Source organism: Marinobacter alexandrii (genome assembly GCF_005871205.1).
GTDB classification, from domain to species: domain Bacteria; phylum Pseudomonadota; class Gammaproteobacteria; order Pseudomonadales; family Oleiphilaceae; genus Marinobacter; species Marinobacter alexandrii.
This window is the reverse complement of record NZ_SWKM01000011.1, coordinates 135,009-147,724: the sequence shown is the minus strand read 5'-3', so window position 1 is coordinate 147,724 and position 12,716 is coordinate 135,009. Positions and strand designations below refer to the sequence as shown.

At 59.8% G+C, this 12,716-nt stretch carries 6 protein-coding genes; all 6 read left to right on the top strand.

Annotation, left to right across the window (positions count from 1 at the left end; genetic code table 11):
- Positions 1-29: 29 nt before the first annotated feature.
- The 6 genes from pilH to FCS96_RS00855 all read left to right on the top strand — a co-directional run bounded on the left by pilH (position 30) and on the right by FCS96_RS00855 (position 12,711).
- Positions 30-392, top strand: a complete 363-nt coding sequence (gene pilH / locus FCS96_RS00880) for a twitching motility response regulator PilH (protein ID WP_138438365.1) — start codon at positions 30-32, stop codon at positions 390-392.
- Positions 393-412: 20 nt separating this feature from the next.
- A complete protein-coding gene (locus FCS96_RS00875) occupies positions 413-958 on the top strand; it encodes a chemotaxis protein CheW (protein ID WP_138438364.1) in 546 nt (181 codons plus the stop codon).
- 91 nt (positions 959-1,049) lie between these two features.
- Positions 1,050-3,125 carry a methyl-accepting chemotaxis protein gene (locus FCS96_RS00870; protein WP_171040636.1) on the top strand — a complete coding sequence of 692 codons (2,076 nt, stop codon included), beginning with the start codon at positions 1,050-1,052 and terminating at the stop codon, positions 3,123-3,125.
- 27 nt (positions 3,126-3,152) lie between these two features.
- Positions 3,153-4,052: a CheR family methyltransferase gene (locus FCS96_RS00865; RefSeq protein ID WP_138438363.1), complete on the top strand. Its 900-nt coding sequence runs from the start codon at positions 3,153-3,155 to the stop codon at positions 4,050-4,052.
- A gap of 11 nt (positions 4,053-4,063) precedes the next feature.
- Entirely contained in the window at positions 4,064-11,659 is a 7,596-nt protein-coding gene (locus FCS96_RS00860) for an Hpt domain-containing protein (protein WP_138438362.1), read from the top strand.
- Complete coding sequence (locus tag FCS96_RS00855) at positions 11,659-12,711, top strand: chemotaxis protein CheB (RefSeq protein ID WP_138438361.1); 1,053 nt, start codon at positions 11,659-11,661, stop codon at positions 12,709-12,711. Before FCS96_RS00860 ends, FCS96_RS00855 begins: the two co-directional genes overlap by 1 nt.
- Positions 12,712-12,716: the final 5 nt, after the last annotated feature.

Genomic DNA, 12,716 nt, shown 5'->3' with positions numbered 1-12,716 from the left:
TGCTGAAACCCAGAACCATCGAGGAACCCATGGCTCGCATTCTCATTGTTGACGACTCCCCCACCGAGGTTAAGAAGATCTCTTCCATCCTGGAAAAGCACCAGCACGACGTTCTGACCGCCGACAACGGCGCAGACGGTGTTGCCAAAGCCCGCGCAGAAACGCCCGATCTGGTGCTGATGGACGTTGTCATGCCCGGCCTGAATGGATTTCAGGCTACCCGCCAGCTGACCCGCGCTCCTGAAACCGCGTCCATCCCAGTGGTTATCGTGACCACCAAGGATCAGGAAACGGACCGTGTTTGGGGTACCCGTCAGGGCGCCAAAGGTTATCTGGTCAAGCCGGTTAACGAAGACGATCTGATCAAAACAATCAATAGCCTGATTGCCTGATCCCCAACCGTGGAGTAAGCATGTCCGCCCAGACCGCCCCCTTTGCCGTTCTGACGGATATCGCCCAGCGCAGTCGGTCCATGGCGGCCGGCTTGCCGGAGCAACAGGAAGCCGTTGAGCTGTGGAACGGTATCGGTTTTATTCTTGCCGGTGAGCGCTACGTGGCCCCCATGGGCGAAGTCACTGAAATCCTCCATGTCCCGAGGTTCACCCATATCCCGGGAGTTCGCCCATTTCTTCTGGGCGCCGCCAACGTCCGTGGCCGCCTCCTTCCCCTGGTAGATCTTGCCGGTTTCTTTGATATCCCGCGCTCCTCGCGCAGCCTGCGCGAACGAAGGGTGTTGGTTGTCGAGGAAGGGGACATCTTCAGCGGACTGGTGGTCGACAGTGTGTTGGGTATGCAGTACTTCGCATCTGACAGTTTCAAGGCCGCACCTAAAGGTGTGCCTGAAAACGTTCGGCCGTTTGTAACAGGCGGCTACGAGCGTAACGAAGAAGTCTGGAAAGTCTTTTCAGCCGTCGATCTGCTCGACGATGAACGCTTTCTCGACGTCGCACAGTGGTAGGGTGTTGATACTGGCAGGAACATCACCCTGACCGCCTGATACCCGCAACAACAAACTTGCCAATCTTTAAGAAGAGGCCGGGAGCCAGAAAATGAAAAACAGAGCCGGAAGACTCAGTATGGGACAGGGAGGCAACAAGCTGGTTGCCGGTCTGATTGCCGCACTGATTGCACTCACCGTCCTGCTCGTTGTGGTCCTGTTTATCATTAACAGTGACAGCCAGAACGATCAGGAGTACATCGCCAACACCGCTGAGCTGAGGGTGCTTTCCCAGGCCATTGCGAAGAACGCGACGGAAGCCGCGGGCGGTACCGCCGAAGCCTTTAACCAGCTCCGGCGTTCACGGGATGAGTTCCAGACACTCTGGAACAACGTCTCTGAGGGCAACCCGGAAACCAGCCTCCCACCCAGTGAACTGGCAAACCAGAGCGGGGTCAGGGACAACTGGAATACCGTGCGCGAAAATGCCGACAGCATCCTGTCTACCCAGGACGCAGTTCTCGGCCTGCACGAAGTAGCGCGCACACTGAACGAAACCATTCCGCAGCTGCAGGTTGAGTACGACGACATCGTTCAGATTCTGCTCGACAACGACGCACCGGCCGAGCAGATCGCGCTGGCACAGCGTCAGTCGCTGCTGGCGGAACGGATCGTACGCTCGGTCAACAACGTCCTGTCCGGCGACGAGGACGCGGTTATCGCCGCTGACCGTTTCGGACGCGACGCCAGCCTGTTCGGACGAGTACTGGAAGGACAGCTCAACGGCAACCCGGCCATGGGCATCTCGAAAGTGGACGATGAAGACGCCATCTACGGCCTCGAAGCCGTCGATGAATTGTTCGAGTTCGTCTCCCAGAACGTAGACGCCATCCTTGAAGCCTCTCCCGACCTCTTCAAGGTACGTACTGCCGCCAGCGACATCTTCCAGAATTCCGAGATCCTGCTCTCCGAACTCTCCGTACTGGCCGAAGGCTTCCGGAACCAGTCCGGTTCCCGTGTTGTCAGCCCGACCCTGGCCTTCATTATCCTTGCAGCCATGGTTGCTATCGTCGTCGTCATCGGTCTGGCCCTGTACCGGGAAGCCCAGGCGCGCCTGTCGACTACCCAGGAACAGAACGAACAGAACCAGAACGCGATCCTGCGACTGCTGGACGAACTCGCCGATCTGGCGGACGGTGACTTGACCACAGAGGCCACGGTAACCGAAGACTTCACCGGTGCCATCGCCGACTCCATCAACTACGCGATCGACCAGATGCGCGGACTGGTACAGGCAATTCGGGGCACTGCAGTACGGGTAGCGTCAGCCGCCCAGGAAACCCAGGCCACAGCCATGCACCTGGCCGACGCCTCCGAGCACCAGGCTCAGGAAATTGCCGGCGCCTCCGCTGCGGTCAACGAGATGGCGGTCTCTATCGACCAGGTATCTTCGAACGCTGCCGAATCCTCCGCGGTTGCTGAGCGGTCGGTTGCGATCGCGAAGAAAGGTGCCGAGGTGGTACAGAACACCATCCGCGGCATGGACAACATCCGTGAGCAGATCCAGGAAACCTCCAAACGGATCAAGCGCCTGGGTGAGTCCTCCCAGGAAATCGGTGACATCGTATCGTTGATCAACGACATCGCCGACCAAACCAACATCCTGTCCCTGAACGCAGCGATCCAGGCCTCCATGGCCGGTGACGCAGGTCGTGGCTTCGCGGTCGTTGCCGACGAAGTTCAGCGACTGGCGGAACGTTCTTCTGCAGCAACCAAGCAGATTGAAGCCCTGGTTAAGACGATCCAGTCTGACACCAACGAGGCGGTTATCTCCATGGAACACACCACCGCCGAGGTGGTCCGTGGTGCCCGGCTGGCCCAGGACGCGGGTATCGCGCTCGAGGAAATCGAGAACGTATCCATGTCTCTGGCGGAGCTGATCCAGAACATCTCCAACGCCGCTCGACAGCAGTCGTCATCCGCTGCGCACATTTCCAACACCATGAACGTTATCCAGGAAATCACGTCCCAGACCTCGTCCGGTACCAACGCGACCGCGAAGTCTATCGGTAACCTGGCAGAGATGGCTTCTGAGCTGCGGTCCTCCGTTGCCGGCTTTACCCTGCCGGAAGAAGACGCGGTTGAGCAGGACGAAGAGGAAGACAGCGACGTTCCGGTGGTGGGCTGATTTTCGGCCCGGGGCTGCTGACGGTTTATGGCGCAAATGCATAACAACCTGTCACCCGCCGAAGGTATCTGGTCCCTGCGCCGACTCCCGCATATGGATGAGGCGCAGTTCAGCCAGTGGCAGACTCTGCTGGAACATCGTACCGGCATAACCCTGTCGGCAGAACGGCGCTCCTTTCTGGAAACCAATCTTGGTATCCGGATGCGGGAAATCGGCTGCAACAGCTATCAGGCCTACTACGAGAAAATCGTATCCGGGCCCGATGCGATCAGGGAGTGGTCAACTCTGGTGGACCGACTGACGGTCCAGGAAACCCGGTTCTTCCGGGATCCGGATGCTTTTCGCCTGGTGGCGGATTACGTGCTGACCCGACCAAGGGAGCAGTTGCGCAAGCGGCCACTGGAGGGCTGGAGTGTTGGGTGCTCAAGCGGTGAAGAGCCCTACACCCTGGCCATGGTGCTGAACGAATGCATGAGCCAGCTGGAGCTGCAGCCCCTGTTCGGGATTACCGGGTCCGACATCAGCAAGCCCGCGATCGACAAAGCCCGGGATGGCCTGTTCAACCCCCGCAAACTGATGGGGATGGACGAAGAATTGAAAACCCGGTATTTCCGCCCGGCCGAGCGGAACACCGTAGAGATTGTGAAAAGCATCCGTGAGCGGGTGTGTTTTACCAGACTCAATGTGCTGGACCTCGACCAGGCTCCCATGCACGGAATGAACATTATCTTCTGCCAGAATCTGCTGATCTATTTCCGCCGCTGGCGCCGGCGAGAAATTGTCAGGCGACTTGCAGAGCGGCTGGCGCCCGGGGGGTTGCTGGTGCTGGGCCAGGGAGAGCTGACCGATTGGCAGCCACCGGGCTTGCAGAGACTACCCTCGGAACATGTGCTGGCGTGGATCAAGCGCCAGACTGACGAAGAATAACCGGAGTGGTTATGGGCAATCACCATGACAGCATCGCCCTCGACTGGGTTCGGGGCGAGATACAGGACACGCTGACCCAGGGTCAGCATGCACTGGAAGCGTATGTCGAAAATCGAGACGACACCGCGCGCCTGCGCTTCTGCCTGAATTATCTTCATCAGGTGCATGGCACCCTGCAGATGGTTGAGCTCTTTGGAGCAGCACTGCTGACCGAAGAGATGGAGAAGCTGACCCAGGCCGTGCTGAATGACACCGTCGCTAATGTCGACGAGGCCGTCGAAGTTTTGATGGAGGCGATCCTGCAGCTGCCCCAGTACCTGGATCACCTGGCCAGTAGCCGGGACGATTTCCCGATGGTGCTGCTGCCCCTGCTGAACGACCTGCGGGCTGCTCGTGGCGAAGCCCTGCTGTCCGACACATCCCTGTTCAAACCTGACCTGAGCCGTTCGCACATGCGGGTCACCGGCAAGGTGTCCCAGCGCCTGCAGGACCCGAAGGTTTTGGGCCATATCCGCAAACTGCGCCAGATGTACCAGTTTGCCTTGGCAGCCGTGATCCGCGAAGAGGATCTGGTGGCCCATTTCGATTACATGCAGAAAGTCATCCAGCGCCTGATTCGTCTGTGCCAGAAAACGCCCCGGGGCGAACTCTGGAAAGCAGCCAGTGCCTTTGTTGAGACCCTGCAGGCACACGTGAACCCGGTCAATGCTGCGGTAAAATCACTGCTGCGTGAACTGGACAGTGAGATTCGTCGGCTCACCGATGAACACGCTGACATCCTTCAACAGCCGGCGCCTGAGGCGCTGCTGAAACACCTTCTTTATTACGTCGCCCGTGCCCGGGATCTGGAAGCCCCCCAGGTCCAGAGTCTGCGATCTGATTACCAGTTGGACCAGGCCCTGCCCTCCGATAACGACGTGGACGCTGCCCGCAGTCGGGTCTCCGGCCCGGGCCGAGAAGCAATTCACTCAGTGGTCAGCGCGCTCAATGAAGAACTGACCAAGCTCAAGGACCAGCTCGACCTGTTTGTTCGCGCAGAACAGCGTCAAAACACTGAATTGGAGGATCTGCTCCCTGGCCTGCGTCAGGTGGCCAACACCCTGGCAGTACTGGGCCTGGGTATTCCCCGCAAAGTCGTCACCGAACAGATCGAACTGATCAACAAACTGAGCAACCAGAGTGAGCCGGTCGACGACGGCACCATGATGGACATTGCCGGCGCCCTGCTCTACATCGAAGCCAGCCTGGCTGGCCTCGACAGTGACGGCCAGTCTGACGACGACAGGACCGGCGACGAAGACCAGACAGTTAATCTGGGCTCCCGCGAGCTTGGCGAAGCCAACAGCGCCCTACTACGCGAGTCCCGGAACACCCTTGAGCAAGTCAAGACTGCCATCGTCAATTTCATTGCCTCCCAGTGGGATACCCGCGAAATTGAGCACGTGCCTGGTCTGCTGCACAGCATTCGGGGCGGTCTTGGTCTGATTCCGCTCAACCGTGTTGCCGACATGCTAGCCTCAGCCCAACGCTACCTCACCGACGTGCTGCTCAGTGGCAAACAGGTACCTGACTGGAAAGAACTCGACACTCTGGCCGACGCCGTCACCAGCATCGAATACTATCTGGAGCGTCTGGCCGAAGGCATTGGTGAGAACGAAACCATTCTGAAAGTTGCCGAAGACAGTCTGGCTTCGCTCGGCTTCCCAGTCGGTGCCGAACCAACCTGGTCCCAGACCAGCGCTGAAGAGGCAATTCCGGTCATCGAGTCAGAGGAAGACGTTGCCTCGGCCACGCCCGAGACGGCGAAAGCTTCTGATCACGAGCTACTGGATGACGAGATCCTGGGCATCTTTATCGAAGAAGCCGAAGAAGTCCTCGAAACCATTCACGAATACTACCCGCAGCTGCGCCAGCACCATGACGACCACGCTGCCCTGACAGAAGTGCGGCGTGCCTTTCATACCCTCAAGGGCAGTGGCCGCCTGGTTGGTGCAACCAGCCTCGGTGAACTGGCCTGGTCGGTGGAAAATCTGCTGAATCGGGTCATCGATCGAACCATCAAACCCACGGACGAAATGTTTTCCCTCATCGATGAGGTCAACACTCGAATTCCGTCGCTGATTGGTGAATTCCGAGAAGGCCAGGCCACCGGCGACGTCGATGAACTGATTCAGCGTGCCGAGGCGATGGCCACCACCCGCCGTTCCGAGCAAGGCACCGAAGAAAGCACCGAAGTGACGGCCCCGGTTGAGCCGGAGCAACCAGCTGAAACCGAAACCAAGGCATCCGAGCCTACCGCCCAAACGCCAGTGGCAGCAGGTTTTGCCGACGACGATCTGATCGACGATGAAATTCTCGAGATTTTCATCGAAGAAGCCGGCGAAGTTCTGGACACCGTTCGAGAATACCTGCCAATGCTGTTGCGCCAGCGCGATGACCGCACTGCGCTGTCGGAAGTTCGCCGGGCGTTCCACACCCTCAAAGGCAGCGGCCGCATGGTCGGTGCGGCGGTGGTGGGTGAGCTGGCCTGGTCGGTAGAGAACATGCTGAATCGCGTGATCGACGGCAGCATATTCATGAACGATGACGTCGCTAGCCTTTTGGAAGAAGTGACTGCGGCCTTGCCGGCACTGGTCGAAGATTTCGAGAAACGCCAGGCGCCAAGCAGCGACACCAGCGTGCTCCAGGCCCGCGCCAATGCCTTGGCCAACGGCGAAATCCCCGATGCCAGCAGCATGCCCACCTCCGAGAGTGAGGCTGAATCGGTTGACATTCCTGACACCGCTGAAGCCGGTCTCAATGACGCCGAGGTCGATCCGGTGCTGCTCGATATCTTCGAGAGCGAAACCGAGAGCCACCTTCAGACGCTCAAGGATTACCTCGCAGCTGCCGGTGATAAGATTTCAGTTTCCTACACCGACGACCTCTCCCGGGCCCTGCACACTCTGAAAGGCAGCGCCCATACGGCAGGCATCGCACCCATTGCGGCAGTGATCACGCCGCTAGAGCGCTTCGTCAAGGAATCCAGGGCTCAGAACAAACGCGCTGATCGCGAAGTGGTGTCCTGCATCGCCGATGCCTGCGGTTTCCTGACTGAAGGGCTGGCACAAATCCGTATCAATCCCCAGATGCCACTGCCGGGCACCGACGCGTTCCTCGCGAAACTGGATCGGCTGTCCCAGGAGACCTTGCACCGCCCCCGTGATATCAGTAGCGAAGTGCCAGCACAAGAGACGCCGTCGCAACTCGTGCAGTTGTTCCTCAACGAGGGTCTGGACATCGTCCTGGATGCCGACCAGATTCTCGATCAGTGGGCCAGCAACCCCCAGCAAACTGAATCGCTCAACACCCTACGGACGGAACTGGAACAACTGACTGAGGGTGCCGCTGACGCCGGCCTGCACGACGTATCCTCACTATCCGGCGCACTCAAAGAAGCCTATGACAAGGCTGCAGCCTCCGAGCAGTACATACCCGATGAAGCCTTCATTGAGACCGTGCGCGATGCCCATGAACAGCTGATCAACACCATGGACCAGGTCGCGGCGGGACTTTCGACCGAATCCAGTGACAGCATCCTGGCCCGCCTGGAAACCCTGGCGCCTGAGCAGGCCGACACCGATCAGGCCAGTGAACAGGCCGAAGCCATCAACCAGGAATTTACCGAAGACCTTGAAGCCATCGATCTTGGCCTGGACCTGGAAGAGATCGAGCCGGCAGCCCGTGAAACTGATGAGCCTCAGGAAGCCAGCGAAACGCCCGCAACGACAGGCGCCAATGAATCCGACGACGAAATGGATCAGGAGCTTGCGGAGATTTTCCTCGAAGAGGCCCGCGACCTCATCGACAGCACGGCGGACGCGCTACAAAACTGGAGCGAAAGCACCCACAACCTCGACCTGCTGCGACTCCTGCAGCGGGACTTGCATACCCTGAAGGGCGGCGCACGCCTGGCGGACATCCCATCCATCGGCGATTTGTCCCACGAACTGGAAACCCTGTTTGAAGGCCTGACCGACCAGCGGCTGTCGGTCAATGACGACTTGTCTGACCTGTTGTTCCGAGCACACGATCGTCTCGCCGGTATGGTCGAGGCGTTGGAAACGTCAGAAACACCACGTCCGGCACCGGATCTGATTGGTGAAATCCAGGCCTACATGGACAATGCGGACGGCTCCCGTCCGGTTACCGACGTCAACGTAGCGGCCGACACGCCAGCGGAAGACGAGGCGCTGCCGGTCCCGGACCTTGAAGAGGAACCGGCACCAAACGAGGACCTCGCGTCCGAAGACGGCGTTACCGATCTCTCCCACCTGGACCCAGAATTGGTGGGCATCTTCCTGGAAGAAGCCTACGACCTGATCAACTCCACCGGCAGTGCGCTGCATACCTGGAGCGAAGACCCGTCCAACCGAACCGTAGCCGCAGAACTGCAGCGCGATGTGCATACCCTGAAGGGCGGTGCACGCATGGCTGGCGTCGAGGCTATTGGCGACCTGACCCACGTTCTCGAAGACCTGTTCGAAAAAGTGGCCGAAGGCCAGCTGGATGCCAGCGACGACATGAATGACCTGCTGTTTGCCTGCCACGACCGGCTGGCGCAGATGGTTGAGCAGGTTGCCACCCAGAAGCCCTGCCCGCCAGCGGATGAGCTGGTGGCCAAGGTTCAGGCCATCCTGCGTGGCGAGCCGCTGGCCATAGAGCCAGCACCCGCGGAGCCTGAGTCCGAGGTGTCCGAGTACGACACCGATGAGCACGAAATCGAAGCCGAGCAGACCCCGACGGAACCCGAGCCAGAGGCCGAAGCGGAAGAACTGACCGGCATTACTGAACCTCTGGCCAACGCCAATGACGACGACCTGATTGGCATCTTCCTGGACGAAGGCCTGGAGATCCACAGCGCCATCGGCGAGTGTCTTGCCCAGTGGCGCGACGAGCCGGATGAGCTATCCGGTGTAACTCAGCTGCAGCAGGAACTGCATACCCTGAAAGGTGGTGCCCGGCTTTCAGACGTCGATCCGATCGCTGACCTGGCCGAGGCCTGGGCCGACGCACTGGATCCGCTGATTGCCGGTTCCAATAACCAGCAGGCCCTGCTGGCATTGAGCGGTCGCGCTCTGGATTCGCTAAAAACCATGCTCACCACCCTGGAGGATGGCAAGCAGCCCGAAGCCGACAGCGTACTGATCGAAGCCCTGCAAAGCGCCCACGATGTGGCTGCAGCCGAAACAGGATCAGCACAGCCGGAGCCGGCTGCGGCCGCTCAGCAGGTGGATCCGGAAGTTCTCGAAATCTTCCTGGAAGAAGCCGGCGAAATCATGGACCAGCTCGAACAGCTGCTGGACGACTGGCACAAAGAGCCGTCCAACCATACCTTCAATCAGGAAGCTCAGCGCGCGCTGCACACGTTGAAAGGTGGTGCCCGCTTGTCACAACTGGCCCAGTTGGGGGATAAGGCCCATGGCCTGGAGACCCGGCTGATTGATCTGGGTGGCAATCCGCCGGACGAAAGCCAGTGGCAGAGCATTACCCAAGATCACGACGCCATCATCGCCATGGTGGCTGGCATCCGGAAAAGCTTCGAATCCGGTGACACGGCACCGGAACCCGAGCCAATCCCGGAATCGCCCCAGACATTGCCTGCGACCTCGCAACCGGTGGCGAAGGCAGAGGAAGCCAAGGTATCGGATTCGAACCTGCCCAAGCCCGCCAAACCACAGGCGAAGCCACGGGCAAAAGCCCGCAAAAGGGCAGCCGATAGTCAGCGCGCAGCCCAGGAAACAATCCGGGTTTCGGCGCCTCTTCTGGACGAGCTGGTCAACCTGGCGGGTGAAACCAGTATTACCCGTGGCCGCTTGGAAACCCAGACCAGTGACTTCGGCCACACGCTGGATGAAATGGCGGCCACGATCGAGCGTCTGCGCGAGCAGCTGCGCCGCATGGAAATCGAGACCGAGGCACAGATCCTGTTCAGTGCCGAGAAAGAACACGGTCCGGACTACGGCGACGATTTCGACCCGCTGGAGATGGACCGCTATTCCTCCATCCAGCAGCTGTCACGAGCCCTGACCGAATCCTCATCGGACCTTGCTGATCTCCGTGAGACCCTCTCTGACCGGGTCCGGGATACCGAAACCCTGTTGGTGCAGCAGTCGCGCATCAATACGGAATTGCAGGAAGGTCTGATGAAGACCCGAATGATTCCTTTTGCCTCTATGGTGCCCCGTCTGCGCCGTATCGTTCGCCAGATTAGCGGTGAGCTTGGCAAGAAGGTGGACTTCGATGTTCGTAACGCCGAAGGCGAGATGGACCGCAACATCCTTGAACGGATGATTGCTCCGCTGGAGCACATGCTCCGGAATGCCCTCGACCACGGCATCGAAGCGCCGGCGGATCGTAAGGTCAGCGGAAAGCCGGAAACCGGCGAAGTGGTGTTGTCACTGACCCGCGAAGGCGGCGACGTGGTGCTGCGCATGATGGACGATGGTAAGGGTATTCCGTCCGACGTCATCCGTGACAAGGCCATTCGCCAGAACATGATGCGCCCGGACGAAGACCTGACCGAAAGGGAAATCCTGCAGTTCATCCTGCAACCCGGCTTCTCCACCGCCCAGCAGGTAACCCAGATCTCAGGTCGTGGCGTCGGCATGGACGTTGTTGCCAGCGAAATCAAACAGCTGGGTGGCAGCCTGGACATCGATTCCGCGCTCGGCCGAGGCACCACCTTTACCGTGCGCCTGCCGTTCACAGTCTCGGTCAACCGCGCCCTGATGGTATCGACTGGTGAAGACTTCTACGCCATCCCTCTCAACACCATCGAGGGTATCGTGCGGGTCAGCACCTACGAGCTGGAGGAATACTACAAGCCGGACGCGCCGATGTACGAGTACGCCGGTCAGGAATACCGGCTGCAGTACCTGGGCAACCTGCTGAACAGTGATCACCAGCCGAAACTCCAGGGTCAGGCCCTGCCGTTGCCGGTGATTCTGGTACGCGGCGCAGAACAGCCGATGGCCCTGCAGGTAGACAACCTGATGGGTAGCCGGGAGATTGTCGTTAAGTCCCTCGGCCCTCAGTTCAGTTCGGTGAGGGGCGTATCCGGTGCGACCATTCTTGGTGACGGCAACGTGGTGGTGATTCTCGACCTACCGGCGATGATCCGTTCTGACATCCTGTCCGAGCGTCAACGCCTGGCCAGCCTTGAGAAAGCGCGCGAAGCCGCGCGCTACGAGGAGCAAGTCACTACCGTTATGGTGGTGGACGACTCGGTCACGGTACGTAAGGTCACATCCCGCCTGCTCGAACGTAACGGCATGGAAGTGGTACTGGCCAAAGACGGTCTGGATGCGGTGGCCCAATTGCAGGACCACAAGCCCGATGTGATCCTCTTGGATATCGAGATGCCGCGCATGGATGGTTTCGAGGTAGCCAGCTTTGTCCGCCACGATGACAACCTGCGGGAGACACCGATCTGCATGATCACCTCTCGGACCGGTGAAAAACACCGGGAGCGGGCTATGGCCATCGGTGTCAACGAATACCTGGGCAAGCCGTTCCAAGAAATCGAGCTGCTAGAGACCATCAAACGGCTGACCGGTAACCAGTGATGGCCGGCCAGTGTGGCCGGCCCAGAGTCGGGATTATCTCGGATATTGTGCTGCAGCGACATCGGCTGCAGGCAGCGACGGCCAAGGTAGGTCTCGATGTCTGCTTCTCCGGGGATCCGGAGCGCCTGCTAGGTTATCCCGAATTTCCGGCGGCCGATCTCTGGCTGGTCACACTGGAAGACGAGGCCGATCACCCGGCGCTGTTCGATCACCTGCTGGAAAACACCGAAGCACCGGTGCTGTTTGGCCTGGATCCGGCCCCCAAGCCCGGCGGCACCGATTACTTCCGGTGGGAACGCCGGTTGCTGAGCAAGCTGGAAGATCTGCTCGGCGATCTTGAAGAGCTGGATTCCGAAGCCAGCATCGAGCAGCTGGATGTCCAGGTACCGGCAACAGCCACGCCGCCGACCCTGCCGCACTGGATAACACCCGCCGCCCCCGACTCGGTTGCCGAGGAAGTCTGGATTCTTGGTGCCTCGCTGGGCGGTCCTTCGGCGATCAAGTCGTTTCTTGATCACCTGCCACCGGGCCTGCCCGTTGGCTTTATTTATGCCCAGCACATCGACAACAACTTCACCGAAGTACTGACCCGGGTTCTTGGCCGCCACTCTCATTACGCCCTGAAGCGGGCAGAGGAGGGCTACCGCGTTCAGAATGGCGACGTGGTGCTGATGCCAGTGGACCACGAGTGGCGAGTGGACGCGGCCGGGGCGCTGACCGAATTAAGCAGTCCTTGGCCCGGCCCTTATGGGCCCTCCATCGATCAGGTTCTGCTGAACGTCGCCGACCATTACGGTGCACGCTGCCATGCTATCCTGTTCTCCGGCATGGGCAACGATGGCGCCATCGCTGCGCCCATGCTGAGAGCCTACGGCAGCCGAATCTGGGTGCAGGAACACACCAGCTGCGGTAACAGCTCAATGCCGGATTCGGTTGCCGCCACCGGGTGCTCCACCCTCAGTGGCACACCGGAAGAACTGGCCCGGGAGCTGGTCAAAACCATTGAAGAATCGTGCCTGCTCAAAGGCCGGCACAAACGGGACTCCGCCTGAGGACA